Source organism: Streptomyces sp. NPDC052042, assembly GCF_044548345.1.
In the GTDB taxonomy this organism is placed as follows: domain Bacteria; phylum Actinomycetota; class Actinomycetes; order Streptomycetales; family Streptomycetaceae; genus Streptomyces.
Genome location: NZ_JBIUBU010000002.1, coordinates 370,614 through 396,545 on the forward strand (window position 1 = coordinate 370,614; position 25,932 = coordinate 396,545).

The 25,932-nt window shown below is 72.1% G+C and carries 27 protein-coding genes; 16 read left to right on the plus strand and 11 right to left on the minus strand.

The annotated features are described in order from the left end of the window. Nucleotides 1–60: 60 nt before the first annotated feature. The 3 genes from ACIHCL_RS06950 to ACIHCL_RS06960 all read left to right on the plus strand — a co-directional run bounded on the left by ACIHCL_RS06950 (nt 61) and on the right by ACIHCL_RS06960 (nt 2,310). Nucleotides 61–1,284: an alpha/beta fold hydrolase gene (locus ACIHCL_RS06950; RefSeq protein ID WP_399857764.1), complete on the plus strand. Its 1,224-nt coding sequence runs from the start codon at nt 61–63 to the stop codon at nt 1,282–1,284. An 11-nt stretch (nt 1,285–1,295) separates the two neighbouring features. Then, nucleotides 1,296–1,889 carry a tRNA (adenosine(37)-N6)-threonylcarbamoyltransferase complex ATPase subunit type 1 TsaE gene (gene tsaE / locus ACIHCL_RS06955; protein ID WP_399857767.1) on the plus strand — a complete coding sequence of 198 codons (594 nt, stop codon included), beginning with the start codon at nt 1,296–1,298 and terminating at the stop codon, nt 1,887–1,889. A gap of 160 nt (nt 1,890–2,049) precedes the next feature. Then, complete coding sequence (locus tag ACIHCL_RS06960) at nt 2,050–2,310, plus strand: hypothetical protein (RefSeq protein ID WP_399857770.1); 261 nt, start codon at nt 2,050–2,052, stop codon at nt 2,308–2,310. Between the two features lie 225 nt (nt 2,311–2,535). Here the strand turns inward: ACIHCL_RS06960 and ACIHCL_RS06965 are convergent, their stop codons facing one another. Next, the gene (locus ACIHCL_RS06965) at nt 2,536–3,123 is read right to left on the minus strand and encodes a hypothetical protein (RefSeq protein ID WP_399857772.1); all 588 of its coding nucleotides are present in this window, start codon (nt 3,121–3,123) and stop codon (nt 2,536–2,538) included. Between the two features lie 152 nt (nt 3,124–3,275). Between ACIHCL_RS06965 and tsaB the strand changes: the two genes are divergently transcribed. From tsaB to ACIHCL_RS06985, 4 genes are read left to right on the plus strand one after another with little or no spacing between them, the layout of a single operon-like run. After that, nucleotides 3,276–3,938: a tRNA (adenosine(37)-N6)-threonylcarbamoyltransferase complex dimerization subunit type 1 TsaB gene (tsaB, locus tag ACIHCL_RS06970; protein WP_399857774.1), complete on the plus strand. Its 663-nt coding sequence runs from the start codon at nt 3,276–3,278 to the stop codon at nt 3,936–3,938. After that, complete coding sequence (rimI, locus tag ACIHCL_RS06975) at nt 3,935–4,486, plus strand: ribosomal protein S18-alanine N-acetyltransferase (protein WP_399857776.1); 552 nt, start codon at nt 3,935–3,937, stop codon at nt 4,484–4,486. Before tsaB ends, rimI begins: the two co-directional genes overlap by 4 nt. Continuing rightward, nucleotides 4,486–5,610, plus strand: coding sequence for a tRNA (adenosine(37)-N6)-threonylcarbamoyltransferase complex transferase subunit TsaD (tsaD, locus tag ACIHCL_RS06980; protein ID WP_399857778.1), 1,125 nt, complete (start codon nt 4,486–4,488; stop codon nt 5,608–5,610). Before rimI ends, tsaD begins: the two co-directional genes overlap by 1 nt. After that, nucleotides 5,607–5,891: a hypothetical protein gene (locus tag ACIHCL_RS06985; RefSeq protein ID WP_399857780.1), complete on the plus strand. Its 285-nt coding sequence runs from the start codon at nt 5,607–5,609 to the stop codon at nt 5,889–5,891. Before tsaD ends, ACIHCL_RS06985 begins: the two co-directional genes overlap by 4 nt. Nucleotides 5,892–6,045: 154 nt before the next feature. On the opposite strand, the gene ACIHCL_RS06990 is transcribed toward ACIHCL_RS06985, so the two are convergent. Beyond that, complete coding sequence (locus ACIHCL_RS06990; RefSeq protein WP_399857783.1) at nt 6,046–6,843, minus strand: TetR/AcrR family transcriptional regulator; 798 nt, start codon at nt 6,841–6,843, stop codon at nt 6,046–6,048. A 174-nt stretch (nt 6,844–7,017) separates the two neighbouring features. Then, nucleotides 7,018–7,638, minus strand: coding sequence for a class I SAM-dependent methyltransferase (locus tag ACIHCL_RS06995; protein ID WP_399857786.1), 621 nt, complete (start codon nt 7,636–7,638; stop codon nt 7,018–7,020). A gap of 319 nt (nt 7,639–7,957) precedes the next feature. Here ACIHCL_RS06995 and ACIHCL_RS07000 point away from each other — a divergent pair, with 319 nt between their 5' ends. Both ACIHCL_RS07000 and ACIHCL_RS07005 read left to right on the plus strand, forming a co-directional pair. Then, on the plus strand, nt 7,958–8,623 hold the full coding sequence (locus tag ACIHCL_RS07000; RefSeq protein WP_399857789.1) for a hypothetical protein: 666 nt from the start codon (nt 7,958–7,960) through the stop codon (nt 8,621–8,623). A 100-nt stretch (nt 8,624–8,723) separates the two neighbouring features. Further along, nucleotides 8,724–9,089, plus strand: a complete 366-nt coding sequence (locus tag ACIHCL_RS07005) for a hypothetical protein (protein WP_399857792.1) — start codon at nt 8,724–8,726, stop codon at nt 9,087–9,089. A gap of 70 nt (nt 9,090–9,159) precedes the next feature. Here the strand turns inward: ACIHCL_RS07005 and ACIHCL_RS07010 are convergent, their stop codons facing one another. After that, the gene (locus ACIHCL_RS07010; protein WP_399857794.1) at nt 9,160–10,446 is read right to left on the minus strand and encodes a methyltransferase domain-containing protein; all 1,287 of its coding nucleotides are present in this window, start codon (nt 10,444–10,446) and stop codon (nt 9,160–9,162) included. 117 nt (nt 10,447–10,563) lie between these two features. On the opposite strand from ACIHCL_RS07010, the gene ACIHCL_RS07015 reads away from it, so the two are divergent. The 3 genes from ACIHCL_RS07015 to groL all read left to right on the plus strand — a co-directional run bounded on the left by ACIHCL_RS07015 (nt 10,564) and on the right by groL (nt 14,207). Further along, on the plus strand, nt 10,564–11,619 hold the full coding sequence (locus tag ACIHCL_RS07015; protein ID WP_399858054.1) for a polysaccharide deacetylase family protein: 1,056 nt from the start codon (nt 10,564–10,566) through the stop codon (nt 11,617–11,619). A 553-nt stretch (nt 11,620–12,172) separates the two neighbouring features. Beyond that, nucleotides 12,173–12,481: a co-chaperone GroES gene (gene groES, locus ACIHCL_RS07020; protein ID WP_073786877.1), complete on the plus strand. Its 309-nt coding sequence runs from the start codon at nt 12,173–12,175 to the stop codon at nt 12,479–12,481. Nucleotides 12,482–12,581: 100 nt separating this feature from the next. Then, nucleotides 12,582–14,207 (plus strand): chaperonin GroEL, encoded by a 1,626-nt coding sequence (groL, locus tag ACIHCL_RS07025; RefSeq protein ID WP_399857797.1) that lies wholly within the window; start codon nt 12,582–12,584, stop codon nt 14,205–14,207. Nucleotides 14,208–14,439: 232 nt separating this feature from the next. Here the strand turns inward: groL and ACIHCL_RS07030 are convergent, their stop codons facing one another. The 5 genes from ACIHCL_RS07030 to ACIHCL_RS07050 all read right to left on the minus strand — a co-directional run bounded on the left by ACIHCL_RS07030 (nt 14,440) and on the right by ACIHCL_RS07050 (nt 19,983). Then, nucleotides 14,440–15,468: a hydroxyacid dehydrogenase gene (locus ACIHCL_RS07030; RefSeq protein ID WP_399857800.1), complete on the minus strand. Its 1,029-nt coding sequence runs from the start codon at nt 15,466–15,468 to the stop codon at nt 14,440–14,442. A 47-nt stretch (nt 15,469–15,515) separates the two neighbouring features. Further along, on the minus strand, nt 15,516–16,370 hold the full coding sequence (locus ACIHCL_RS07035) for a carbohydrate ABC transporter permease (RefSeq protein WP_399857803.1): 855 nt from the start codon (nt 16,368–16,370) through the stop codon (nt 15,516–15,518). Next, nucleotides 16,367–17,260 carry a carbohydrate ABC transporter permease gene (locus ACIHCL_RS07040; RefSeq protein ID WP_399857806.1) on the minus strand — a complete coding sequence of 298 codons (894 nt, stop codon included), beginning with the start codon at nt 17,258–17,260 and terminating at the stop codon, nt 16,367–16,369. The genes ACIHCL_RS07035 and ACIHCL_RS07040 overlap by 4 nt, the downstream gene beginning before the upstream one ends. Beyond that, the gene (locus tag ACIHCL_RS07045; RefSeq protein WP_399857809.1) at nt 17,260–18,588 is read right to left on the minus strand and encodes an ABC transporter substrate-binding protein; all 1,329 of its coding nucleotides are present in this window, start codon (nt 18,586–18,588) and stop codon (nt 17,260–17,262) included. The genes ACIHCL_RS07040 and ACIHCL_RS07045 overlap by 1 nt, the downstream gene beginning before the upstream one ends. Nucleotides 18,589–18,885: 297 nt before the next feature. Then, on the minus strand, nt 18,886–19,983 hold the full coding sequence (locus tag ACIHCL_RS07050) for a substrate-binding domain-containing protein (protein ID WP_399857812.1): 1,098 nt from the start codon (nt 19,981–19,983) through the stop codon (nt 18,886–18,888). Nucleotides 19,984–20,621: 638 nt separating this feature from the next. Here ACIHCL_RS07050 and ACIHCL_RS07055 point away from each other — a divergent pair. Continuing rightward, the gene (locus ACIHCL_RS07055; RefSeq protein ID WP_399857814.1) at nt 20,622–21,209 is read left to right on the plus strand and encodes a hypothetical protein; all 588 of its coding nucleotides are present in this window, start codon (nt 20,622–20,624) and stop codon (nt 21,207–21,209) included. A 284-nt stretch (nt 21,210–21,493) separates the two neighbouring features. On the opposite strand, the gene ACIHCL_RS07060 is transcribed toward ACIHCL_RS07055, so the two are convergent. Then, entirely contained in the window at nt 21,494–22,267 is a 774-nt protein-coding gene (locus ACIHCL_RS07060) for an SDR family NAD(P)-dependent oxidoreductase (RefSeq protein ID WP_399857817.1), read from the minus strand. A 260-nt stretch (nt 22,268–22,527) separates the two neighbouring features. Here ACIHCL_RS07060 and ACIHCL_RS07065 point away from each other — a divergent pair, with 260 nt between their 5' ends. Then, entirely contained in the window at nt 22,528–23,418 is an 891-nt protein-coding gene (locus ACIHCL_RS07065; RefSeq protein WP_399857820.1) for a LysR family transcriptional regulator, read from the plus strand. Between the two features lie 131 nt (nt 23,419–23,549). Here ACIHCL_RS07065 and ACIHCL_RS07070 read toward each other — a convergent pair whose 3' ends face one another. Further along, complete coding sequence (locus tag ACIHCL_RS07070) at nt 23,550–23,885, minus strand: WhiB family transcriptional regulator (RefSeq protein WP_399857822.1); 336 nt, start codon at nt 23,883–23,885, stop codon at nt 23,550–23,552. Between the two features lie 422 nt (nt 23,886–24,307). Between ACIHCL_RS07070 and ACIHCL_RS07075 the strand changes: the two genes are divergently transcribed. Both ACIHCL_RS07075 and ACIHCL_RS07080 read left to right on the plus strand, forming a co-directional pair. Next, nucleotides 24,308–24,919 carry a response regulator transcription factor gene (locus ACIHCL_RS07075; protein WP_003948568.1) on the plus strand — a complete coding sequence of 204 codons (612 nt, stop codon included), beginning with the start codon at nt 24,308–24,310 and terminating at the stop codon, nt 24,917–24,919. 374 nt (nt 24,920–25,293) lie between these two features. Beyond that, the gene (locus tag ACIHCL_RS07080; protein WP_399857825.1) at nt 25,294–25,869 is read left to right on the plus strand and encodes a sigma-70 family RNA polymerase sigma factor; all 576 of its coding nucleotides are present in this window, start codon (nt 25,294–25,296) and stop codon (nt 25,867–25,869) included. Nucleotides 25,870–25,932 lie beyond the last annotated feature (63 nt).

The following is a 25,932-nucleotide window of genomic DNA, read 5'->3' on the forward strand; positions in this document are numbered from 1 at the left end:
ACGACGGGCGCGCCGGACAGGCCGGGCACGACCGACACGACCGACGAGGAGCGCGGCACGGTGAGCGAGATCAGCGCGGCGGACGCGGCGACGGCCGGCTGGCGGCGGGCCGGGATCGCCGGGGCCGCCATAGGCGTGCTCGCGGCGGGCGCTGCGGCCGGTGTCGCGGTCGAGCGGCTGACCGTGGGCCGCGGCATGCGCAGGCGGGCCAGGCTGGCGCTGGACGCCTCGGGCCCGTACGGCTCGGTGCGCGGGCTGCCGGGCCGGGCCGTCGCCGACGACGGCACCGAGCTGTACTACGAGGTCGACGAGGTCGAACCGGACGGCGCGGCGCCGCTGGGCGGGGGCGGTGGGGACGACGGGAACGCGGAGACCAGTACCGGCGCCACGGGCCATGGCACCCGCCGCCGCAGGCTCTTCGGCCGCAAGGCCCCCGCGCCCGTCACGATCGTCTTCAGCCATGGCTACTGCCTCAACCAGGACTCCTGGCACTTCCAGCGGGCAGCGCTGCGCGGCCTGGTCCGTACCGTCCACTGGGACCAGCGCAGTCACGGCCGCTCGGAGCGCGGCCGGGCCCAGGCGGACGGGGTGGCGGTCGGCATCGACCAGCTCGGCCGGGACCTGAAGGCGGTCATCGACACGGCGGCGCCCGAGGGCAGGCTGGTGCTCGTCGGGCACTCGATGGGCGGCATGACGATGATGGCGCTCGCCGAGCAGTACCCCCAGCTCATCCGGGACCGGGTGGCCGCCGTGGCGTTCGTCGGCACATCGAGCGGGAAGCTCGGCGAGGTCACCTTCGGGCTGCCGCTCGCGGGCGTGAACGCGGTGCGGCGCGTGCTGCCCGGGGTGCTCAGGGCACTCGGCTCCCAGGCCGAGCTGGTGGAGCGGGGGCGCCGGGCGACCGCCGACCTGTTCGCCGGGGTGATCAAGCGGTACTCGTTCGGCTCGCGGGACGTCGACCCGGCGGTGGAACGGTTCGCCGAGCGGCTCATCGAATCCACCCCGATCGACGTGGTCGCCGAGTTCTACCCGGCCTTCACCGAGCACGACAAGAGCCACGTCCTGCCCGCGTTCCGGGACATCCCGGTGCTGATCCTGGCGGGCGACAAGGACCTGGTGACGCCCAGTTCCCACAGCGAGGCCATCGCCGACCAACTCCCCGAAGCGGAACTGGTCATCGTCCCGGACGGCGGCCACCTGGTGATGCTGGAGCACCCGGAGACGGTCACGGACCGGCTGGCCGACCTGCTGGCGCGCGTCGGCGGGATGACCCGCACGGACTAACGTTGGCGGACATGGAAGCACCGCACAACAGCCCGCTGACGCAGGTACCGCAGAGCGGCCCGATGGCACAGGAGCCGCACGGCGGGCCGGCGGCCGGGGCGGACGAGGGCGCCGGTCCGGACACCGTCACCGTCGGCCTGGCCGTCGACTCCCCCGAACAGATGCAGGCCCTGGGCCGTCGGCTCGCCCGGGTGCTGCGCCCCGGCGACCTCGTGATGCTGACCGGCGAGCTCGGCGCCGGGAAGACGACGCTGACCCGAGGGCTGGGGGAGGGCCTCGGCGTGCGCGGCGCCGTCACGTCCCCCACCTTCGTGATCGCCCGCGTCCACCCGTCCCTGACCGGCGGCCCCGCGCTGGTCCACGTCGACGCGTACCGGCTGAGCGGTGGGCTCGACGAGATGGAGGACCTGGACCTCGACGTGTCGCTGCCGGAGTCGGTGGTGGTCGTGGAGTGGGGCGACGGCAAGGTCGAGGAGCTGTCGCAGGACCGGCTGCGGGTGCTGATCCACCGCGCGGTCGGCGACACGGACGACGAGCGGCGCACGGTGACACTGGTCGGCGTCGGCGCACGCTGGGCCGGGCTGCGCGAGGCCCTGGACGGCTGACGGGCCGGGCCGGGGGCGGCCCCGGGGCCGCCCCCGGCACACTTTCCGACAGAGTGTCGGTAAATTCTTGCGCCGGGCAGGGCGGGCGTGGTCACATGGATGACGAAAGCGGGTTAGGTCTGCCTGACCATGCCTTCCATCGGAGCCTCAGGAGGCATCCATGACGACGCCCGCCGAACGTGAAGTGCCGCCGCCGTCGATGCGCGACCTGCTGGCGGCCTGTGCGGCGGCGACGGCGGTCTCGACACCGCCCCCGCCGTCCGAGGACCGCGCCGCGGACACGGCCGCGCCGTGCGCCGACGCCGGTACCGGGGACGGGAGCGACACCTCCGACACCGGCACCGCCGCCGAGTCCGAATCCGCATCCGACGACGCCGACGGCCTCGGCGACGATCCCCTGCTCGGACGCCGGGCGGGCTGAGTCCCGGCCGGGGGCGAATCCAAGAGGTGGGGGCCGCTGCCCGGCCCCGCCTGCGTCAGGCCGCCCGGTCGGCCGTGCGGATCACCGACAGGGACTTCCCCCGCCGCGACCCGCGACCTGGGCCCGCCGGAGGACGCGGTCGACCCGCTGGACGCCGGCGTGGCGAAGCCGCTCGGCCCGCTGACCGGCTGCGCGCCGCGCGGCGGCCGGGCCCGGTGCCGGTGGTCAGGGGACGACGACCACCGAGGTGCGGGTCCACGCGAACTTCCACAGGGCGTCCCCGTCGGCCCGGGACATCCGCACGCCGCCCGTCTTGAGCGACGGGTCCGGGCTCTCCATCGAGCCGTCCACCGCCGCGCTGAACCCCACGGTCAGCCCGTCGACCACCGCGAACCGCACCACGTGCTCGATCATCACGCCGTCCGAGCCCTTGGTGGGGTCCTCCCGGCGGCTGGTCACCTGGTACGTCCCGGGCGCGGGACTCAGCGCGCTCGGCACGACCTCGAAGGTCCTGAGCACCTTCTCGTTCTCGTCGACGAGCCACACCCGGCGGTCGGCCAGGGCGTACACCGTCCGCTTGCCGGTCCCGGACTCCGCGGGCGGCGCGGGCGGGGTCTCCTTCTTCTTCTCCGGCTTCGCGGGCGCGGTGGCGGTGGTGGACGCCTTCGGTTTCGGGGCCGCGACGGAGTCGGGCGCGTTCGCCGATGCCTGGTACGCCAGGACACCGACCACGGCGAGCGCCGCCGCGGTGAGCCCGGCCACGATTCCCGAGCTGCCCCTAGACACCGTGCGCGCCCCTTTCGCCTCGTCCACCAGCACAAGCGTTTGTCGTACAAGCGTTTACGTCGTTAGGTCGTACCCGCGTGTGCACGGTGACGGTAGCAGCCGGGACCGGCCCCACCCGTCCCGCCGGGACGCCGGACGGCGGCGCGGTGCCCCGTCCGGCGGAGCCTTAGGCTGTTTGCGTGCTCTTGCTCGCCTTGGATACCGCCACCCCCGCCGTCACCGCCGCCCTGCACGACGGGACCTCCGTCGTCGCCGAGTACCGACAGGTCGACGCCCGGAGACACGGGGAGCTGCTGCTGCCCGCCGTCGACCGGGTCCTCGCCGAGGCCGGTACGAAGCTCGACGCCGTGACGGACGTGGTCGTGGGCGTCGGCCCCGGCCCGTACACCGGGCTGCGGGTCGGGCTCGTCACGGCCGCGACCTTCGGTTCGGTGCTCTCCGTGCCCGTCCACGGGCTGTGCACCCTGGACGGGCTCGCGTACGCCGCCGGGCGGGACGGCCTGGAGGGCCCGTTCGCCGTCGCGACGGACGCGCGCCGCAAGGAGGTCTACTGGGCGCGGTACGAGGACTTCCGCACGCGGGCCACGGAACCCGCCGTCGACCGCCCCGCCGACATCGCCGGGTCGCTCGCCGGACTGCCCGTCGTCGGCGCGGGCGCCGTCCTCTACCCGGAGGCGTTCCCGGACGGCCGGGGCCCCGAGCACGTCGCCGCGGGCGCGCTGGCCGCCCTCGCCGCCGAGCGGCTCGCCGCAGGGGAGGAACTGCTGCCGCCCCGGCCGCTCTACCTGCGCAGGCCCGATGCCCAGGTGCCGAAGAACTACAAGGTGGTCACCCCGAAGTGACGAGCACCACTGCCGTACTGCGCGAGATGCGCTGGTGGGACATTGCCCCGGTGCTGGAACTCGAAGCCGAGCTGTTCCCGGACGACGCCTGGTCGGCCGGGATGTTCTGGTCCGAGCTGGCGTACTCCCGAGGCCCGGACGCCACTCGCCGCTACGTCGTCGCCGAGGACCCCGCCACCGGCCGGATCGTCGGTTACGCCGGTCTCGCCGCCTCCGGGGACCTCGCCGACGTGCAGACGATCGGCGTCACCCGCGACCACTGGGGCGGCGGTCTCGGCTCCGCGCTCCTCACCGACCTGCTGAAACACGCCACCGCCTTCGAGTGCGCCGAGGTGCTGCTCGAAGTCCGCGTCGACAACACCCGCGCGCAGAAGCTGTACGAACGCTTCGGCTTCGAACCGATCGGCTTCCGCCGCGGCTACTACCAGCCGGGCAACGTGGACGCGCTCGTCATGCGCCTGAACGTCCACGAGGACGTGCGCGACGCGGCGGACCGGGCGGCGCACGGAGACGTACAAGAGCCCGTATCGGAAACAGGGACTGACTGATGGCTGACGAACCGCTTGTACTCGGCATCGAGACCTCCTGCGACGAGACCGGCGTCGGTATCGTCCGGGGCACCACCCTGCTCGCCGACGCCGTCGCCTCCAGCGTCGACACCCACGCCCGCTTCGGCGGCGTCGTCCCCGAGATCGCGTCCCGCGCGCACCTGGAGGCGATGGTCCCCACCATCGAGCGCGCCCTCAAGGAGGCCGGGATCAGCGCCCGCGACCTCGACGGGATCTCCGTCACGGCAGGCCCCGGTCTCGCGGGCGCGCTGCTGGTCGGCGTCTCGGCGGCGAAGGCGTACGCGTACGCGCTCGGCAAGCCGCTCTACGGGGTGAACCACCTGGCCTCGCACATCTGCGTCGACCAGCTGGAACACGGTCCGCTGCCTGAGCCGACGATGGCGCTGCTGGTCAGCGGCGGCCACTCCTCGCTGCTCCTCGCGCCGGACATCACCAGCGACGTCCGGCCGCTGGGCGCGACCATCGACGACGCGGCGGGCGAGGCGTTCGACAAGATCGCCCGGGTGTTGGACCTCGGCTTCCCCGGCGGCCCGGTCATCGACCGGCTGGCGCGGGAGGGCGATCCGGCGGCGATCGCGTTCCCGCGCGGTCTGACCGGTTCACGCGATCCCGCGTACGACTTCTCCTTCTCCGGTCTGAAGACCTCGGTGGCCCGCTGGGTCGAGGCCAAGCGGGCGGCGGGGGAGGACGTGCCGGTACGGGACGTGGCGGCGTCCTTCCAGGAGGCCGTGGTGGACGTGCTCACCCGCAAGGCCGTCCAGGCCTGCAAGGACGAGGGCGTCGACCACCTGATGATCGGCGGCGGCGTCGCGGCCAACTCCCGGTTGCGGGCACTGGCCGAGGAGCGCTGCGAACGGGCCGGCATCCGGCTGCGGGTGCCCCGGCCGGGGCTGTGCACGGACAACGGCGCGATGGTCGCGGCACTGGGCGCGGAGATGGTGGCCCGGGGCCGTCCCGCGTCGGACCTGGAACTCTCCGCGGACTCGTCGCTGCCGGTGACCGACGCCCACGTACCGGGCGCCCACGCGCACGGCCACGGTCATGGTCACGACCACGACCACGACCACGTCCACGAGATCAGCAAGGAAAACCTCTACTCATGAGCGGAACGACCATCGCGCTGATGTGGGAGGCCCGCGCCACCACGGGCCGGGGCGCCGAACTCCTGGAGTGGGCGCGCGCCCGCGCGGCCGAACTGGCCCGTGAACCGCTGCGGCGCGAGGTGCTGCGCGCCCCGCAGGACCGGGTCCTGGTCATCACCTGGTGGGACGCGGCCTACGGCGACGAGCTGCCCGAACTCCCGGAGCCGGAAGCCGAGGTGATCACCCGCCCGGTGCACCGCTGGCGCTTCGAGTCCCTGGGCGCCGTGGAGTCCGCCGACTGAGCGGGTCGGCGGGTCGGCCGTGCGGGCCGCTGACGGTCGGGCCGATCCGCCGGCCGGGCCCGGATGCGGCCTGCGGCGGCGGGCAGGGGAAGCTGGGTCCGTACCCGCGGCCGGCCGTGCGGGCCCGCGCCTGATCGGCCGGGCCCGGGTGCGGTCAGGCGGGCGCCGAGCCCGGTCGGTCGGGCCGGGTGCCGAGGCGGAGCAGCCCGTCGACGATCGCGTCCAGTTCCTCGGCCACCTCGTAGTCGGCGGCGTACTCCCGCCAGCGGTCCCTGATCCCGGTGAGCCGGGGCAGGGCGGCGGCGTCCTCCTCCGTGAGCATCTCGGGGAAGTACCGCGTGTTCGGCGGGTTCTCGGCGCGGCGCTCGGCCGCCCTGCGGAAGACCAGGTCCGCGTAGACGTAGCTCCAGATCGCCCGGTACGCGCGCACCGAACGGGCGGGGGAGAGGCCGCAGGCGAGGGCGCAGTCGATGATCTCCTCGACCATCCACAGCGCGTTCCTGTCGGTGAGTTCGCCCAGCGCCAGGATGTCCAGCACCCAGGGGATCCGGGCCAGGATGCCGTGCATGTGCACCGCCACCGCGAGCAGCCGCTCGCGCGGGTCCTCGGGCAGTTCGGGGCGGGGGAAGGCGTTCGCGGTGCCCGACAGGGTGAGCATCAGCAGCTCGTCCTTGTCCCGCACGTAGTGGTACAGCGCCATCGGTGTGGAGCCGAGCTCCTTCGCCACCCGCCGCATGCTCAGGGCGGCCACGCCCTCCTCCGCGATGATCCGGCGCGCGGTGGCGACCATCGCATCCGGGTCGAGTCTGCGCGGCCGTCCGACGGGCCGCTTCTTTGCCGCCCGCTCCTGGTCGGCCGCGCCCTTGCCGGGCGCCCGTCGACTGCCGTCCGCCCGCTTCTTCGCCGCTGCCCGGGGCGTCCCCGGATCCGGTGTCTCCTCTGTCCCTGGCACCCCGGCATTGTCCCCCGTCCAGCGAGCGCCCGCCCGTGCCTGCCCGTGCCGTCGGGCAGACGGCGACGCCGTCGGGTCGCAGCCCCGCAGCCCCGCCGTCAGGCCGCAGCCTCGCCGTCAGGCCGCAGCCCCGCCGTCAGGCCGCAGCTACGCCGCCAGGCGGCAGCCCCGCCGTCAGGCCGCAGCCACGCCCAGCGAGTGGGCGCCCAGCGCCTTCGGCGCGCCCTCCTCGTAGAACACGTCGAGGTCGACGATCGTGAACCCGGCGGCCGTCAGCATTCCGGCGATCGGCCGGGTCAGATGGCAGCCCGCCAGCAGGCGCCGTTCCAGCGGATCTAGGCGGCGCTGTCGGCGGCGCACGTCCTCGTCCTCCTCGGGCGCCAGCCCGTGCTCCAGGAAGTGCAGGGTTCCCCCGGGCTTCAGTACCCGCCGCACCTCGCGCAGCGCCCCGTCGGCGTCCGGGATGGTGCACAGCGTGTAGGTGGACAGGGCGCCGTCGAAGGTGTCGTCGTCGAAGGGCAGGTACTGGCTGTCCAGCGCGGCGCGTCGCACCGGGGTGCGTCCGGCGTCGATCCGCTCGCGGGCCAGCCGCCAGGCGAGGTCGGACGGCTCGATCGCGGCCACGTCCGTGACGGTGCCCGGGTAGAACGGCACGTTGTGCCCGGAACCGAACCCGATCTCGATGATCTCGCCGTACAGGCCCTCGCAGACCCGGCGCCGCAGCGGCTCGGTCCGCTTCATCCCGCCGACGGCGTCGACGATCCGGGGCACGATCCGTTCGGCGTAGAACCCCATGGCGAACCTCCGTGTGGCGTCTCCGCACCCAGCATGGCACCGGGGCGGCCCTCCCGCTACGCGCCGTCGGCCGGGAGGAGGAGGCCCTGAAAGGGCCGTCCTGTCGACTCCGGCGGTCGCCCGAGGACGGCTGCGGCACCTCGCCGCGTCGTCGGAGCGCCCGCGTACACACCGGTATGCGGGCACTCCTCCGCCTCGCGACGCACCACATCCGGCGCCGCGCGCCGGTCCGCCGCGGACCACGCACCGGTGCCGCCACGGACCACGCGCCGGTCCGCCGCGGATCATGGGACAGCCCCTGCCCGATAGGGTCGGCCCCATGTCGCCGCGCCCCCAACTACCGCCGCCCCCACCACCCGTGGAGATACGCGCCTGGCCCGACCACGAGGCGATGCTCGCCGACCGGGCCGCGGTGCTCGGGGATCTGGTGAGACGGCACATCTCGGTCGGGCGGCTGGCGCTGCTGTGGCTGTGCGCCGCGCTCTGCGCGGTCGGCTGGTCGCTGGTGAGCGCAGCGATGATCGCGCTCCAGGAGACGTACGACATCTTCGGCGCCGTGCTCGCGCTGATCCTTGTCGTCATGGGCGTCTGCTGCGTGGGGCCCGCCGTCGCGCTCGTGGCCGTCACCGTGCGGCGCGACCGCGATATCCGCCGACTGCTCGCCGCCTGGGGCGCGTTGGCCCGCGACCCGGCCCGGGACGCGGGGCTGCGGATGCCGGGGGCGGCCCTGGCCTGGCTGCTGATGTCCTACGCGCTGTGCGCGCTCGGGCTGTACCTGTGCTTCGCGTTCCCGGCGACCGACGAGGCGGTCAAGGAGACCTACGGACTGGTCGCCCTGGTCATGGGGCTCGGGACGATCGCCTGGGTCACCGGACTGATGGGTGTGGTCAAGGCGCTCGCCCACCGCCGCTGGGTGATGCGGGCCCTGTCCGGGGCGCCCGCCCCGCAACCACTGTTCTCCGCCGACGGCGGCGCGCACCGCTGACGGTCGGGCCTTATTCTGTCCGGACACATGGAACCGGACACATGGAACCGGACACATGGGCCGGTGCACCGGGGGTACGGACGGGACGAGGGGGCGTCGCATGGCGTGGTACTGGTGGGTGCTCATCATCTTCTGGACGGGCGGCTTCGGCTGGGTCGTCGACAATGCCCGTACCGCGCTGCGCAACCGGCACGCCCGCAAGCTGGAACTCCTGGAGGCCGCCCGACAGGAACGGCTGGCCGTCGAAGCCGCCGCACGGCCGCCGGAGCCGGTCTGCGGCTGCACCCACCACCTCGCCAAGCACGACAAGCAGGGCAGGTGCCACGAGCGGGTCGAGGTGCCGACCGCCTGGGACGAGTCCAAGAAGCCGGTCCGCTTCGAGCCGGGGCAGTGCAACTGCCAGCAGTACGTGGGCCCGCAACCACTCTCGCAGGTGTACGCCGACGACCTGACCGACCTGGCCTGACCGGCCCCGCCCGACCGACACCTCGCCTGACCGACCTGGCCCGGCCGAGCTGGCCTGACGGCCCCGGCCGTCAGGCGGGGCCGGCCAGCGGGCGGCCGATCAGCACCGTCGGCGCCCCGGCCACCCGGGTGAGGAACACCGTGGCGGCGTTCGGTCCCCGCAGCTTCATCCGGCGGCGCAGCTCCTCCGGTTCGACGGCCGAGCCGCGCTTCTTCACCGTCAGGACGCCGACCTCCCGCTCTCTGAGCAGCGCCTTCAGCTTCTTCATGTTGAACGGCATCCGGTCGGTGATCTCGTACCCGGTGGTGTACGGGGACGCGTACGGGCGGTCGCCGGTGACGTACGCGATGGTCTCGTCGATCAGCCGCCCCCCGCACCGCGTCACGATCTCGGCGACGAGATGGGCGCGGATGACGGCGCCGTCCGGCTCGTACAGATAGCGCCCGACCGGGCCGACCGGCGGGGCGGGCGGCGGGGCCGAGGACCACAGACCGGCCCCGGCCGGGAGCACCGTGGCACGGTACGAACCGGCCGTGAAGCCCTCGCCGAACCAGAGCACCGCCTCCTTCACGTCGCCCCCGTCCGAGATCCACTCGGCCTCCGCCTGCTCCGGGATCGCCTCGTGCGGGATGCCGGGCGCGATCTTCAGTGCGGCGCGGGGGGCCCGCAGCGCCGCGCCGGTCGCCCAGGACAGCGGCGGTGAGTACGCCTCGGGGTCGAAGACCCGTCCCCGCCCGCCGCGTCGGGCCGGGTCGACGAAGACCGCGTCGTACGGCGAGGTGTCGACCTCGGTGACATCGGCGCACCGCACCTCGATCAGGTCCGCCAGGCCGAGCACGTCGGCGTTGGCGCGGGCCACCTCGGCGGTCAGCGGGTCCCGGTCCACGGCGAGGACCCGGATGCCCGCACGCGCGAAGGCGATCGCGTCGCCGCCGATCCCGCAGCAGAGGTCCGCGACGCTCCGCACCCCGCCCGCCGCGGCGAAGCGCCGTGCCCGATGCGTGGCCACGGACGTGCGGGTCGCCTGCTCGACCCCGTTCGGGGTGAAGAACATCCGGTAGGCGTCCTCGGCACCGAACTTCGCCACCGCACGCTGCCGCAGCCGTGCCTGTCCCAGAGCCGCCGACACCAGGGCGGCCGGGTGCGAGCGGCGCAGCCGGGTGGCGGTGGCCAGCTCCCGGGAGGGGTCGTACGACCGCAGCTCGTCCAGCAGTGCCGCCCCCTCGGGGGTGCGCAGGGCCAGGAAGGCGGCGAGCGGATCGTCGGTGCCGGGCGCGGCGCCGAACGTGGCATTCGAGTTGTTCGGTCCGGTCGGGCCGGGCGTACCGGCCGGGTCGTTCGGGGCGAGAGCGTTCACCCGTCCCATTGTGGGCCAGTCGGGGTGGTGGACCAGTCGGGTCGAACAGCGGGACCGGCGGTGGTGTCGGACCGGAGCGCCCCGCGTGAGCTGGCAGTATGCGACGCCACATCATTTATACGACTAATGCGAAAAAAGGAAGAATCAGCCATGGCAGCGTGTGAACCGGGCCTGCGCGTGTCCCGCGGGCCGTGTTCCGCGGGGCGCCGGCCGACCCGCGCGGTCCTGGCCGCGCTTCTGGTCGCCGCCGTCGGTACGGGGTGCGCCTCCGGGGCCGCGGAGCGGATGGACACCGGCCCCGAGCTCCGGACCGGCGCCTCCATGGGCCCCTTCCCCGCGCTGCCCACCGAGCCGCCCCCCGGACAGCCCGGCGGCCCCGGGTACCGGGCGGGGGCCGGTGCGCCTGCCGACCGCGGTGCCCCGGCCGCGGGGCGCGAGAACGCGAAGCTCGCCCCGGCGGTACGGGCGGCCCTCGCCAAGAAGTGGGGGCTGGCCGGTACGCCGCTGATCGCGCCCCCGCCGCCCGCCGCCAAGCCGCGCGTCGCCACCCGGCAGGGGTTCGAGGTCACGGGCGGCGACGCCTCCCTGCCACCGGTCTTCACGACCGTCCCGACCAAGGACCGGGTGGTCTTCCTGACCATGGACGACGGTGCGGAGAAGGACCCCGAGCTGCTGCGGATGATGGACGAGCTGGACATCCCGTACAGCGCGTTCCTCAGCGACCACGAGGTGGGCGGCGACTACGGGTACTTCGGCGAGGCCCAGCGGCTGGGCGTCACCCTCAACAACCACACCCTCAGCCACCCCTATCTGCCCGGCCTCTCGTACGAGGAGCAGAGGCGCGAGATCTGCGGACAGCAGGACGTCATCGAGAAGCGGTTCGGGAAGCGGCCCGTGCTCTTCCGCCCGCCGTACGGCAACTACAACCGGGACACGCTGCGCATCGCGAAGTCCTGCGGGATCAAGGCCGTACCGCTCTGGAACGCGGAGGCGTTCCCGGACCACATGGAATGGCGTGAGGGCGACGGGAAGCTGCGTCCCGGCGACATCGTCCTCACGCACTTCCGCGGCCGGAACGAATGGGGCGCCGGCATGACCGACCTGGTCCGCGCCGTCATGAAGACGATCACGGACCAGGGGTACGCGGTGGCCCGGCTGGAGGACTACGTATGAGCCGGGTGGGGCGGGGGCGCGGGCGTGCCGGCCGGTCGCCGCGACGCCGGCCGGAGCGCTGCTGACGGTCGCGGCCGGGTGTGCGCAGCCGGCCGGCCCGGTCGAGCGGCTGGGCCGCAAGGCCGCCCGCGAGCGCGCCCTCTCCGCCCGAGGCCGGAAACCTCGGGCCCTGTCCGCGCCCGCGGGGCCGCCCGCGCCCGGACCGCGGCGCGGGCGGCCGGTGCGCTCGGCCGTCCGGGTCCCGGCATTCGCCGTTGCCGCCGCCGCTGAGGCACGGGCGGCCGGATCGGCCGGAACCGTGGGTGGGAACGGGCCGGGACTGCGCCGTGCCGCGGTCCGGGACGGGGGGAACCTTGACGCCACGACTGGCCGAATTGGCACTCCGCTTGACCGAGTGCTAATCGCGGTCATAGTCTCGGTGCTGGCACTCACCCCTGGAGAGTGCCAGCAGTACTGTGCGACGGGCCGGTCCGGCACCCGCGACGACGGATCAACCTGGTCGCCACACTCAGACTCTTAACCCCGTGAGATCTCCGAAGGGGGAGACCGGATCGTGTCGACCGCCAGCACCAAGGTTGCGATCAAGCCGCTCGAAGACCGCATTGTGGTCCAGCCGCTCGACGCCGAGCAGACCACGGCCTCCGGCCTGGTCATCCCGGACACCGCCAAGGAGAAGCCCCAGGAGGGCGTCGTCCTGGCCGTGGGCCCGGGCCGCTTCGAGAACGGCGAGCGCCTTCCGCTCGACGTCAAGACCGGCGACATCGTGCTGTACAGCAAGTACGGCGGCACCGAGGTGAAGTACAACAGCGAGGAGTACCTCGTTCTCTCGGCTCGCGACGTTCTCGCGATCATCGAGAAGTAATTCACCCACGTCTGCTTCCGTTCCGCGCCCCTGGCCCCGTGCGTCATGATCAGCCGGGCGGCCGGGGGCGCGGTTCGTTCGAGAGGAAAGCTCAGCTCCCATGGCGAAGATCCTGAAGTTCGACGAGGACGCCCGTCGCGCCCTCGAGCGCGGCGTCAACAAGCTCGCGGACACGGTGAAGGTGACGATCGGCCCCAAGGGCCGCAACGTCGTCATCGACAAGAAGTTCGGCGCCCCCACCATCACCAACGACGGTGTCACCATCGCGCGCGAGGTCGAGATCGAGGACCCGTACGAGAACCTCGGTGCCCAGCTGGTGAAGGAGGTCGCGACCAAGACCAACGACATCGCCGGTGACGGTACGACCACCGCCACCGTGCTGGCCCAGGCGCTGATCCGCGAGGGTCTGCGCAACGTCGCCGCCGGTGCCTCCCCGGCCGCCCTGAAGAAGGGCATCGACGCCGCGGTCGGGGCCGTGTCCGAGGAGCTCCTCGCGACCTCCCGCCCGATCGACGACAAGTCCGACATCGCCGCCGTGGCCGCGCTCTCCGCGCAGGACCCGCAGGTCGGCGAGCTCATCGCGGACGCGATGGACAAGGTCGGCAAGGACGGTGTCATCACCGTCGAGGAGTCCAACACCTTCGGTCTGGACCTCGACTTCACCGAGGGCATGGCCTTCGACAAGGGCTACCTGTCCCCGTACATGGTGACCGACCAGGAGCGTATGGAGGCCGTCCTCGACGACCCGTACATCCTGATCCACCAGGGCAAGATCAGCGCGATCCAGGATCTGCTGCCGCTGCTGGAGAAGGTCATCCAGGCCGGTGGCTCCAAGCCGCTGCTGATCATCGCCGAGGACGTCGAGGGCGAGGCCCTGTCGACCCTCGTCGTCAACAAGATCCGCGGCACCTTCAACGCCGTCGCCGTGAAGGCCCCCGGCTTCGGCGACCGCCGCAAGGCCATGCTCGGCGACATCGCCACCCTCACCGGTGGCACCGTCGTCGCCGAGGAGGTCGGCCTCAAGCTCGACCAGGTCGGCCTGGACGTGCTCGGCTCCGCCCGTCGCGTCACCGTCACCAAGGACGACACCACGATCGTGGACGGCGGCGGCGAGCCCGGCGACGTCAAGGGCCGGGTCAACCAGATCAAGGCCGAGATCGAGGCCACGGACTCCGACTGGGACCGCGAGAAGCTCCAGGAGCGCCTCGCGAAGCTGGCCGGCGGCGTGTGTGTGATCCGCGTCGGTGCCGCCACCGAGGTGGAGCTCAAGGAGAAGAAGCACCGTCTGGAGGACGCCATCTCCGCGACCCGCGCCGCGGTCGAGGAGGGCATCGTCTCCGGTGGTGGCTCCGCGCTGGTCCACGCCGTCAAGGTCCTGGAGGGCAACCTCGGCAAGACCGGCGACGAGGCCACCGGTGTCGCGGTCGTGCGCCGCGCCGCCGCCGAGCCGCTGCGCTGGATCGCCGAGAACGCCGGCCTGGAGGGCTACGTCATCACCTCCAAGGTCGCCGAGCTCGACAAGGGCCAGGGCTTCAACGCCGCGACCGGCGAGTACGGCGACCTGGTGAAGGCCGGCGTCATCGACCCGGTCAAGGTCACCCGCTCCGCGCTGGAGAACGCCGCGTCCATCGCGTCGCTGCTGCTCACGACCGAGACCCTGGTCGTCGAGAAGCCGGCCGAGGAGGAGGCCGAGGCCGGTCACGGCGGCCACGGCCACGCGCACTGACACATAGCTCCGGCTCCGGCCACTGAGGCCCGGTATCCCGTCGCGGGGTACCGGGCCTCGGCATGTGTACCGACACCGCCGCGGGCCCGCGCACCTGAACGGGCGCGTCCTGCGCGTGCTGATCGCCGTGAACGGCCGATCGTGCCGCCCGGCCTGCCCGGTCTGGGGCAGGCGAACGGCCCGTGACCGGGGCCACGGGCCGGGGGAGGGGCGGGCGGCGGGCCCGCCGGGGTCATGCCGAGCGCGTCAGCGCCCCCGCGCGGACCGGATCCGCGAACGGCCGCCCCTGCACGTACCGTTCCAGCTCGTCCAGCGCCTGGTCGGCCATCCGGTGCAGCTCACCGCCGAGCGAACCCGCCACGTGCGGGGTGAGCAGGACGTTCGGCAGCTCGTACAACGGCGAGTCCGCGGCCGGGAGTTCGGGGTCCGTCACATCCAGTACCGCGTGCAGCCGCCCCGACACCAGCTCGGGCAGCAGCGCTTCCTCGTCGACCAGCGAGCCCCGCGAGGTGTTGATCAGCGTCGTCCCGGTCGCCATGGCCGAGAGCTGTGCCGCGCCGATGAGGTGGTACGTCTCCGGGAGCTGCGGCGCGTGCACCGAGACGACCGAACTGTCCGCGCACAGCTCGTCGAGCGAGGTGAGCCGTACGCCGAGCCGGGCCGCCTCCGCCTCGTCCACGTACGGGTCGTACAGCAGGACGTCCAGGTCGAAGGGGCGCAGCAGTTCGATGACGCGCCGGCCGATGCGGGAGGCGCCGATGATCCCCACCGTGCGGTGGTAGTTGCCGGAACCGTCGAGTTCGGTGAGCCAGTCGTGCTCGGCGCGCAGGGCGCGGTAGCGGTCGGCGGAGTGCAGGACGCGCTTGTTCGCGAACAGGATCGCGGCGAGCGTGAACTCGGCGACCGGCAGCGCGTTGGCCCCGGCCGCGGAGGCGACGGCGATGCCGCGTTCCCAGCAGGCGTCGGTGATGTGGTGCTTCACCGAACCGGCCGCGTGCACGACGGCCCGCAGCCGGGGCGCCGCGGCCAGTACCTCGGCGGTCAGCGGTGTCGCGCCCCAGCAGGTGAAGAGCACTTCCGCCTCGGCGAACGCGGCGGCCACCTCGGGCGACGGATCGGTCAGGTCGTGGGCGACGAGGTACGGGTCGGTGCGGGTGAGGGCGGCCAGGCGGGTGCGGTGGCGGTCCGCGAGCAGTCGGTCGGCGATGCCCGGACCCATCGCGAGCAGGGTCGTCGGCCGGTTGTCAGTGGCGTGGGGCATGGTGGTACCCGTACTCCTCGGGGCTCGTGAGGGGCTCGTGGGAAGGGTCACTTGACGCTGCCGGCGGTCAGTCCGGCCTTCCAGTGCCGTTGGAGCGAGACGAAGGCGACGATCAGGGGGACGACGGCGAGGAGCGAACCGGTGACGACGAGCGGGTAGAAGCTCGGCTCGCCATGGGTGTTGGTGTTCCAGGAGTACAGGCCCAGGCTCAGCGGGAACAGCTTGCGGTCCGAGAGCATCACCAGGGGGAGGAAGAAGTTGTTCCAGATCGCGGTGAACTGGAAGAGGAAGACGGTCACGAAGCCCGGCATGATCATGCGCAGGCCGATGGACCAGAAGACGCGCAGCTCACCGGCACCGTCGATACGGGCGGCCTCCAGTGCCTCGTTCGGTATGTAGCCGGTGCTGAACACCCGGGCGAGATACACACCGAACGGGTTGACGAGTACCGGGATCAGCACCGACCAGTAGGTGTTGACCAGGCCCGTCTTGGAGGCCAGCAGATACATCGGCAGGGCGAGCGCCGTGGTCGGGACGAGCACGCCCATCAGCACGAGAGCGAACAGCTTCTCCTTGCCGCGGAACTCGTACTTGTCGAAGGCGTACCCCGCGGCCACGCAGATCAGGGAGCAGACGACCGCCCCGACGCCCGCGTACAGGAGGCTGTTGAGGTACCAGCGGAAGTAGATGCCGTCGCCGTAGGAGGCCAGGTTCGACAGGTTCTCGCCGAGGTTGAAGCCCTTGAAGGAGAACGCGTTGCCCGCGAGCAGGTCACCGGTGTCCTTCGTGGCGGCGGTGACCAGCCAGACGAGGGGGAAGAGCATGTAGACGACGGAGAGCAGGAGGAAGCCGTTGACCGCGGTCTTCGACATCCAGCGGCCGCGGGAGGCGGGGGTGTTCATGCTTTCTTGCCCTTCCGGCCGGTGAAGCGGGTGACGACGAAGGACAGCAGCGCGGCCGTGAGTGCCAGCAGGATGGACGCGGCCGCGGCGAGGCCGTAGTCGTTTCGTTCGAAGGCCGCGGTGTACGCGTACATGTTCGGCGTCCAGGAGGAGGAGACGGCGGAGCCGGTCCCCTTGTTGAGGATCAGGGGCTCGGTGAAGAGCTGGAGCGAGCCGATGATCGTGAACAGCGCGACCATCACCACCGAGGCGCGGATCAGCGGCACCTTGATGCCGATCGCGATGCGCCAGGCACCGGCCCCGTCGACCGTCGCCGCTTCGAGGACGGAGCGGTCGATGGCCTGCAGCGCCGCGTAGAAGATCACCATGTTGTAGCCGAGCCACTCCCACAGGGCGATGTTCACGACGGAGGGAAGGGCGCCCTCGGGCGAGAAGAAGTCGAAGCGGAGACCGCCGGCCTCCATCGCGCTGACGACCGGGCTGAGCTGGGGCGTGTAGAGGTAGACCCAGATCAGCGCGGCGATGATGCCGGGCACGGCGTGCGGCAGGAAGAGCGCGAGCTGGAAGAAGCGGCGGGCACGGGCCAGCGCGGAGTCCAGCAGCAGAGCGAGGGCGAGGGCCCCGACGAGCAGCAGCGGAATGTAGAACAGGCAGTATCCGAGGAGTACGCCGAAGCCCTCGCGGAACGCCCGGTCGCCGAGGGCCGCCATGTAGTTGTCGAGTCCGCTGAAGACGGTCTCTGTTCCGCCGAAGCCCAGGCCGGACTGTTTCTCGGTGAACAGGCTGAGCCAGACCGCGTATCCGATCGGCAGCACCATGGCCACGGTGAACAGTACGAAGAAGGGCCCCAGCAGGACGGCGGCGGCTCTGGTCGTCCGGGCGTGTTTCATCAGCCTGCGTCCTCGACCTTCAGACCGCGCTTCTTCAGCTCGGCGACCGTGGCGTCGTGGCCGGCCTTCACCGCGTCCTTGATGGTGGTGGAGCCGCTGGCGACCTTGCCGAACTGGTCCTTGATGACGGTGTTCGTGGTGCCGGTCGTCGGGCCCCAGCTCCAGTTCTGGCCGATGGACGCCGCGGCGCCCTCGAACACCTGGTAGATGTCCTCGCCGCCGTAGTAACCGGCGTCGAACGCCTTCTTCGCGACCGGGCGCAGCTCGGCGGCGGCCGGGAAGGCGCTGGAGGTGCCGGACTCGATGCGGGCCTTGATGCCCTCCTCGGTGGTCGACATCCAGGTGGCGAACTCGACCGCGGCCTCGGCCTTCTTGCTGTCCTTGGTCACCGCGAAGGTGGAGCCGCCGAGCATGCCGCTGGCCGGCTTGCCGTCCCAGCTCGGCATCGGGGCGACGGCCCACTTGCCGCTCTGCTCGGGCAGGGTGCCCTTGAGGACGCCCGCGCCCCAGGCGGCGCCGAGGTAGCCGATGGTGCCGCCGTTCTTGAGCGAGTTGGTCCACTCGGGGCTGAACGAGGCGTTCGAGCGGATCAGGTCGTCGTCGAGCATGCCCTGCCAGTAGTCGGCGACCTTGTTGGTGGCGGCGTCGGTCGTGCCGACCTTCCAGGTGTCGCCCTCGGGCTTGTACCACTGGGCGCCGGCCTGCCAGGCCATCGCCTGGAACGTGGTCGGGTCGTCGGGGAAGAAGGTGCCGATCCGGGCCTTCTTGTCGGCCTTCTTGACCTTCTCGGCGGCCTTGCGGAAGTCGTCCCAGGTCTTGGGGACCTCGACGCCGTACTTCTCGAACAGGTCCTTGCGGTAGTAGAAGGCCTGAGGCGAGGCGTCGAACGGGACGGCCCAGCTCTTCCCGCCGAGCGTGGTCAGTTCCACGGCCTGCGGGAGCAGCTTCTTCTTGATGTCGTCGGTGAAGTACTTCCCGATGTCCTGGAGCGCGCCCTGGCTGACGTACTCCGGAAGCTGCGGGTACTCGATGGAGACCAGGTCGGGGGCGTTGCCCGCCTTCACCGCGTTGGAGATCTTGGCGTAGCCGCCCGCGTTGCCGGACGGGATCTCCTCGTAGACCACCTTGATGTTCTTGTGCGAGGCGTTGAACGCGTCAACGACCTCCTTGGACCCCTTGGCCCAGCCCCAGAAGGTGATGCTGACGGGCTTCCCGTCGCTTCCGGCGGCGGAACCGTCGTCACCGCTGCCGCCACAGGCCGTGAGAACGGCGAGGGCGGTGGCGGCGCCGACGACGGCGAGGGACGTTCTGCTCGAACTGTGGCTCACAGCGAGACTCCTGAACAGGCGACGACATTGGCGTTGGCCGAGATCTTTCGACCAGCCGTGACCGAAGTCAAGAGCGAAAGAGCGATTGATCGAAAAAAGATCAGATACGTTACGTATCGATGCAGGCGGAATGCCCTGAGTTGCCAAAAGGGGAGGAACGGGAGAACGCCGGTGCTTCCGCCCGTCCCGTCCGCCGTTCCCGCGCTCCGCCCCCGGCCTGCTTCGTGCCGGACGGGGCACCGGGCGCTCGGTCCCGTTCCCGGCCGTGCCCCCGCACGTGCCCGCTCGCCGGCCCGCTCACCGGTCCGCCGGCCCCGAAGGGGGCGCACCGCACGAGTTCCGGACCCTCAGCTGGGGGAGCAGCGTCACATGCCGCCGGGGCGCGCCCGTGCTCCGGCCGAGCCGTTCCACCAGCAGGCCGGCCGCGTGGCGGCCCACGTCGCGCTTGGGCGGCGCCACCGCCGTGAGCGGGGTGTCCGCGAGCCCCGCGACCTCGTCGTCGTAGGCGATCAGGGCCAGGTCGTCCGGCACCCGCACGCCCAGCTCGGCCAGGCGGTGCATCACCTGGATCGCGTCCACGTCGTTGTGGACCAGGGCCGCCGTCGCCACCCCCGAGCGGACCGCCTCGCGCAGCGCCTGCACGGCCTCCTCGAACGCGTCCGGCGCGAGTTCGGCGGGCACGGAATCGATCACGTCCTGCGGCGGGCGCAGCCCGAGCACGTCCAGGGCCTCCGCGTATCCGGACCGCACCGCCACGGCGGTCGGGGAGTCGGCGCGGGCCATCAGCAGCGGCGCCCCGTGCCCGAGGCCCACCAGGTGGCGCATGGCGAGCAGCACCCCGTACGCGTGGTCCGAGCAGACCCGGTCCAGGCCGTTCAGCGGGGAGCCCGCGGCGGGCCTGCGCTCCAGCAGGACGGTCGGCACGGGCAGTGAGGCGATCCAGTCGCCGAACGCGGCGGGGTCGCCGGGGTGCTGCCAGCCCGGCGCGATCAGCAGTCCCTCGGCGCCCGCGGCGAGCAGGCCCTCGGTGCGGGCCTGGTCCTCCTGCGGGCGGTAGTCGGAGATCCGCAGGATCAGTCGGGCGCCCGCCCGGCCGGCGGCCTCGTGGGCGCCGCGGATCACCTCGGCGAAGTAATACGTCGACGAGGGTGCGAGCATGCCCAGGACCAGGCCGCTCCCGCCGGGCGCCGGGGCGGGAGCGGCGGCGTCCCGCGGCCAGGACACCGAGCCGTGCACCCGGTCGAGCAGGCCCCGGCCGGCCAGCTCCTCCACGTCCCGGCGCGCGGTGACCGGGGAGACCCCGAGCTCCGAGGCCAGGTCCGAGACCCGGGCCGAGCCCCGTTCCCGGACCAGAGCCAGCAGGCGGTCATGACGTTCAGCAGCACTTTCGCGCACAGCGGCAGTCCCCTCGCAGTGTTGTGGCCCGGCCCCCGGACCGGCGGCGCCGGCTCCGTGGTCCGACCCTAGACCAACGTGATCGAACGACGGGAGTTTCGATCATTCAAACGCGATCCATTGACGCTCGATCAATCCGAGTCCAGGATTCCGGCAGTCCGAGTCCGAGTCCGAGTCCGAGATCGGGCCCGAGTGCGGGTCCGCGCCCGAGAGCCCGGGGTTCCGGCCACGCCGGTGCGCGCTGCCCGGTTCCCCCTGGCCGCCGGTTCGCCCCGGCCCCGGCCGTACGGCCCGCCCTCGATCGCTCGTCCCGACCCGGACCGCTCGCCCGGCCCCGTTCCCCACCGATCGTCCCGTTCCCTACTGATCGTCCGTTCCAACTGATCGCCCGATCCCGACTGTTCGTACGGAGGAATTGTGAGTCATTGCGTCACCGCGGTCGCCCTCGCGGCCCTGACGGCCGCCGGCCTGACCGCCGCCGGTCAGGGCACCGCGCAGGCCGCGCCCAACGGCCGTACCCACCACGTCGACTGCTCCGCCGATCGCCCTCCGCCAACGCGGGCATCTGGACCTTCAACACCGACGACACCGTCATCGAGTACAACGAGGTCTCCGGCGGCGGGAACACCCACGACGGGATGTCCTTCGACGCCGACGGCGCCTCACAGAACACGGTGTTCCAGTACAACTACAGCCACGACAACAAGGGCGGGTTCCTGCTGATCTGCCCGTACAGCGGCGCGCAGACGGTCGGCACGGTCGCCCGCTACAACGTCAGCCGGAACGACGGCGCCCGACTGATCCAGAACTGCTGGGGCCCGATCCTCGACACACGGATCTACAACAACACCTTCCACAACAGCACGGAGATCCCCGGCCACCTCGTCCAGGACGACACCGGAAGCCCCGCCACCACCCAGCACGAACTGGCCATCCGCAACAACGTCTTCGTGAGCGAGGGCACCGGCGGCTACGCCTTCAAGAACCCGACCCCCGGGCTCTTTTTCGACCACAACGCCTTCCACGGCATCGACATGACCCGCCCCAACCCTGGTGGCATCACGGACGACCCGAAGCTCCGGGACGACTTCCGGCTCGGTGCGGGCTCGCCCGCCCTCGCCGCCGGGGCCGCCATCGAGGACAACGGGGGCAAGGACTACTTCGGCAACAAGCTGAAGCCCGGCGCCCCCAACATCGGTGCCTACGAGGGCCACGGGGTGCGATAGGCCCCACCGGGAGGCCGGGCGCCGGACCGTGCCCGGCCGGACGGGCGGCCGAGGCGCGGCGGACGGCGATGCGCCCGCCCGCCGCGCCTCGGCCCGCCGGACCACCGCCCCACGGCTGACGATCCGACAGGCCACCGCCGCGCGCGCCCGATCCCCGCGGCACCGGCCGCCGGGCCGGGAAGGCCGCGGCCGGGGCCCGTACCCCGGGGCCCCGCACCGGGAATCCCCGCGGCCGGACGCCCGGCCGCGGCGATCCGCTCACCGGCCCGCGAGGTTCCGTCCGTTCATCGGGGTCCGTACTTGCGGCCCGTCTTGGAGGCGACCCCTCCGAGCAGGTTGCGCGGCGTCACCTTCACGACCCCCATCAGCGCCTTGTACCGCGGATCCGGCACCGACAGCGACTTGCCGCGCGCCAGGTCCGTCAGGGCCGCCGCCACCAACTTGTCCGCGTCCAGCCACATCCAGCCGGGGATGCTGTCGGTTCCCATCCCCGCCCGCTGATGGAACTCCGTCCGTACGAACCCCGGGCACAGCGCCATCAGCCGCACCCCCGAGCCGGCCAGGTCCTTCGCCGCGCCCTGGGTGAACTGCACGACCCACGCCTTGGACGCGCCGTAGGTACCGCGCGGCACGAACGCCGCCACCGAGGCGACGTTCACGACACCGCCTCGCCCGCGCTCGCGCATCCCGGTCACGGCGGCCGAGGTCAGCCGCAGCACCGCCTCGCAGTGCACCTTGAGCATGCTCAGCTCGTCGGCCATGGGCACTTCCAGATAGCGGCCCTTGTTGCCGAACCCGGCGTTGTTGACCAGCAGGTCGATGGGATGCCGACGATCCGCCAAGCGGTCCTCGACCGTGGCGATGCCCTTGTCCTCGGACAGGTCGGCCCGCAGGACCTCGGCCTCGATGCCGTGCCGGTCGTGCAGTTCCGTCGCCTGCTCCCGCAGCCGCTCGGCGTCGCGCGCCACCAGCACCAGGTTGTGCCCGTCGGCCGCCAGTCGCCGCGCGAACGCGGCGCCGATCCCCGCGGTCGCGCCCGTAATCAGTGCAGTCGTCATGGGCGGCACGTTAGTGCCTGCCCGCCGGATCACGGCCGGGCGGCGGCCCGGACCGGCCCGGCCGCCGCCCGGCTCCCGCCCCCGTACCGCCGCCGTCCCGTGCGATCCGCTCTCCGCCCGCCGCACACGGACCGCTGCTCCACGCGGTCGCCGAGGGCGGCGGGCCGGGCTTTCGCACGTGGCGCACCGCAGGTCAGGTCAGCCCCAAAGGGGCTTATGGAGCATTAGCGCCTCGTCCAAGAGTTGCTTATGGTTGAGGTGTGATCGAAGCCCGTCACCTCCGTGTACTGCGTGCTGTGGCCGCCACCGGTTCGTTCTCCGCCGCGGCCCGCGAACTGGGCTGCACGCAGCCCGCGGTCAGCCAGCAGATGAAGGCCCTGGAGTCCTCCGCCGGAACGGCACTGCTGATCCGCACGGGGCGCGAGATGCGGCTCACGCAGGCGGGCGAGGCACTCGTCCGGCACGCCTCCGGCATCCTCGCCGGGCTCACCGCGGCGGAGGAGGAGGTCGCCGCGATCGCCGGGCTGCGCGCCGGCCGGGTCCGGCTCGTCTCGTTCCCCAGCGGCAGCTCCACCCTGGTGCCCGGCGCTCTCGCGGCACTGCGCGCGGCCCACCCCGGCACCCGGGTCTCCCTGGTCGAGGCCGAGCCGCCGCGCTCGGTCGAGATGCTGCGCGAGGGCGACTGCGACATCGCGCTGGCGTTCCGGTACGGCGCCTCCGGGGCCGAATGGGAGGACCTGGTCGTGCGCCCCCTCCTCACCGACCGGCTGATCGGCCTGGTCCCCGAAGGGCACCGGCTGTCGGCTCCGGGGCCGGTGGGCATCGCCGAACTGGCCGAGGAGTCGTGGATCGCGGGCTGTCCTCGCTGCCGTCGTCAGCTGGTGGAGGTCTGCGAGGAAGCGGGCTTCACACCCCGGATCGACTTCGCCACGGACGACTATCCCTCGGTCGTCGGCCTGGTCGGGGCGGGGCTCGGCGTGGCGGTGCTGCCGGAACTGGCGATCGAGTCGGTCCGTGCCAAGGGGGTCCGCACCGTGGCGGTCGAACCGGCCGTCGAGCGCGAGATCGTCGCCCTGACCCTCCCCGACCTGGCGCGGGTGCCCGCAGTGGCGGCCACCCTGGAGCAGCTGTCCCTGGCGGCCGCCCGCTGACCGGGGCCCGCCCATGGTCCGGCCCGGACCCGGTCACCCGGCTCGGGGCCTGCCTGTGACCCGGCCTCTCTCGGCGGCCGGGTGGTGGTGTTGAAGAAACGTTTTTGTCTCATGTCGTGCGGACGGACGGATCAGCCGTGTCCGGCGGGCGACGGAATGCCGCCCGACGGCGCCGCCGCCACCAGGCGGTTGCGGGCCCGTCCCATGAGCTCCTCGCGCTCGTCCTCGGTGAGTCCGCCCCACACGCCGTAGGGCTCTCGTACGGCCAGTGCGTGTGCTGCGCATTCAGCGCGCACCGGGCATCGCATGCAGACCTCTTTCGCCGAGTTCTCGCGGGCGCTGCGAGCCGCCCCGCGCTCACCCTCGGGGTGGAAGAACAGCGAGCTGTCGACCCCACGGCAGGCCGCCAACAGTTGCCAGTCCCACAGATCGGCGTTGGGTCCGGGTAGGCGGGAGAAATCTGCCATTGCTTGTCCCCTCAAACCATGCTGAGTCGGAAACGTCGTTGTCGTCCGGTACTGTCGGTTTTGATTGTGCCCATGACACTTACATCCACGGTGCAAGTAGATGTAAATATGACTGATTGCGAATCTAGCCACAGACACCGGGAAAAGGGAAGAAGACCCGCTAAATGGGGCATACCTTCATGTGAAAATCCGGCTGATGGCTGGATGATCCGCGTCGCTCTCCTCCGTGCACGCTTCCTCACGTAGAGTGCTGAACCCGACCGTCGGACCCGTAACTCTTTCGAGTGACCATCGTTGAGAGGGCGGAAGCGGTTGACAGAGAAAGCGATCGGGCAGGCGTCCGAGGGCGTCAACTGCTCAGGTGACGACTTGTGAACAGCCTGGAGGCTCAAGGTGACGCGCATCAGCTGCGGAGGGCGGCCATGACATCCGTCCTCGTCTGCGACGACTCCCCGCTTGCCCGAGAGGCGCTCCGGCGCGCGGTCGCGACCGTGCCCGGCGTCGAGCGTGTGACGACGGCGGCCAACGGCGAGGAAGTCCTCCGCCGCTGGGGCGCCGACCGTTCGGATCTGATTCTGATGGACGTACGCATGCCCGGTCTCGGGGGTGTGGAGACGGTGCGGCGGCTGCTCTCCGCCGACCCCGGCGCCAGAATCATCATGCTGACCGTCGCCGAGGACCTGGACGGTGTCGCGCTCGCGGTCGCCGCCGGCGCCCGCGGCTATCTCCACAAGGACGCCTCCCGCGCGGAGTTGCGGGCCACCGTCACCCAGGCGCTGGCCGATCCGACGTGGCGGCTCGCGCCACGTCGGCTGCGGTCGGCCGAGATGGGTGCCGCGCCGACGCTCACCGCGCGGGAGATCCAGGTGCTCGAAGGGATGAGCCACGGCCGCTCGAACGCCGAGATCGGACGCGAGCTGTTCCTCTCCGAGGACACGGTGAAGACGCACGCCAGGCGTCTGTTCAAGAAGCTCGGCGCCTCCGACCGTGCGCACGCCGTCGCACTCGGCTTCCGCTGGGGCCTGGTCCGCTGAGGAACCGGTCGTGACCGGCGGCCGATCGCCCTCCCGCCCGCGTTCCCGCGGATGGGAGGGCGCCACCGCCGTGCGCCCGGAGGGCCCCGTCCGCGTCGGCGGCGCCCTTCGGAACGGCCCCGGCCCGCGGACCCGACCGGACCGTTTCGGGCCCGGTCGGGTCCGCGGGGCTGACCGGGTTCGCCGGACCGACGGCATGTGACGCTTTCCGGCCGATGCCGCATCCTTGAGACGTGGAGTTCCTCGGGAACTATTCGGTCGAGCGGAAGGGGAGGGCGCAGGACATGACTTCCGGCGCACCCGCTCATAACGCTTCGGTGCACAACTACGAACGCGGCGGAGCGGAAGAAGCGACTCCGAGGCACCATGGTCCGATGCGCGACGACGAGACGACGGTGATCGGTGCACTGGTGCACCGTGCCGTCGAGGGCGATGCGCAGGCCACCCATGACCTGCTGGCCCACGTCCACCCGCTCGCGCTGCGTTATTGCAGGTCGCGGCTGAGCCGTCTGCCCGGCGACGCGCGCCACTTCGTCGAGGACCTGGCACAGGAGGTCTGCGTCGCGGTGCTCATGGCGCTGCCGCGCTACAAGGACACCGGCAAACCCTTCGAGGCCTTCGTCTTCGCCATCGCGGGCCACAAGGTCGCCGATCTCCAGCGGGCCGCGATGCGGCATCCGGGGTCGACGGCCGTGCCCTCCGACGAGATGCCCGAGCGGCCCGACGACTCGCTCGGCCCCGAGGAACGGGCGCTGCTCAACAGCGACGCCGCCTGGGCCAAGAAGCTCCTCGCCAACCTCCCCGACAACCAGCGCGAACTACTCGTGCTGCGGGTCGCGGTCGGTCTGACCGCCGAGGAGACCGGGCAGATGCTGGGCATGTCACCGGGCGCGGTGCGGGTCGCCCAGCACCGGGCACTGAGCAGGCTGCGGGCGCTCGCGGAGCAGTGAGCCCGCGGCCCGTCGCCGGGCACGGAGGGTTCCGCTCCCGGACCCGGGGGCTGTTCCGGGATT

What these genes read in the sequence shown, in the direction of transcription:
- tsaE (WP_399857767.1), top strand. Translation starts at nt 1,296, where the DNA reads ATGGAAGCACCGCACAACAGCCCGCTGACGCAGGTACCGCAGAGCGGC.
- ACIHCL_RS06960 (WP_399857770.1), top strand. Translation starts at nt 2,050, where the DNA reads ATGACGACGCCCGCCGAACGTGAAGTGCCGCCGCCGTCGATGCGCGAC.
- tsaD (WP_399857778.1), top strand. Translation starts at nt 4,486, where the DNA reads ATGGCTGACGAACCGCTTGTACTCGGCATCGAGACCTCCTGCGACGAG.
- ACIHCL_RS06985 (WP_399857780.1), top strand. Translation starts at nt 5,607, where the DNA reads ATGAGCGGAACGACCATCGCGCTGATGTGGGAGGCCCGCGCCACCACG.
- ACIHCL_RS06995 (WP_399857786.1), bottom strand. Translation starts at nt 7,638, where the DNA reads ATGGGGTTCTACGCCGAACGGATCGTGCCCCGGATCGTCGACGCCGTC.
- ACIHCL_RS07000 (WP_399857789.1), top strand. Translation starts at nt 7,958, where the DNA reads ATGTCGCCGCGCCCCCAACTACCGCCGCCCCCACCACCCGTGGAGATA.
- ACIHCL_RS07005 (WP_399857792.1), top strand. Translation starts at nt 8,724, where the DNA reads ATGGCGTGGTACTGGTGGGTGCTCATCATCTTCTGGACGGGCGGCTTC.
- groL (WP_399857797.1), top strand. Translation starts at nt 12,582, where the DNA reads ATGGCGAAGATCCTGAAGTTCGACGAGGACGCCCGTCGCGCCCTCGAG.
- ACIHCL_RS07030 (WP_399857800.1), bottom strand. Translation starts at nt 15,468, where the DNA reads ATGCCCCACGCCACTGACAACCGGCCGACGACCCTGCTCGCGATGGGT.
- ACIHCL_RS07035 (WP_399857803.1), bottom strand. Translation starts at nt 16,370, where the DNA reads ATGAACACCCCCGCCTCCCGCGGCCGCTGGATGTCGAAGACCGCGGTC.
- ACIHCL_RS07040 (WP_399857806.1), bottom strand. Translation starts at nt 17,260, where the DNA reads ATGAAACACGCCCGGACGACCAGAGCCGCCGCCGTCCTGCTGGGGCCC.
- ACIHCL_RS07055 (WP_399857814.1), top strand. Translation starts at nt 20,622, where the DNA reads ATGTCCTTCGACGCCGACGGCGCCTCACAGAACACGGTGTTCCAGTAC.
- ACIHCL_RS07060 (WP_399857817.1), bottom strand. Translation starts at nt 22,267, where the DNA reads ATGACGACTGCACTGATTACGGGCGCGACCGCGGGGATCGGCGCCGCG.
- ACIHCL_RS07070 (WP_399857822.1), bottom strand. Translation starts at nt 23,885, where the DNA reads ATGGCAGATTTCTCCCGCCTACCCGGACCCAACGCCGATCTGTGGGAC.
- ACIHCL_RS07075 (WP_003948568.1), top strand. Translation starts at nt 24,308, where the DNA reads ATGACATCCGTCCTCGTCTGCGACGACTCCCCGCTTGCCCGAGAGGCG.
- ACIHCL_RS07080 (WP_399857825.1), top strand. Translation starts at nt 25,294, where the DNA reads ATGCGCGACGACGAGACGACGGTGATCGGTGCACTGGTGCACCGTGCC.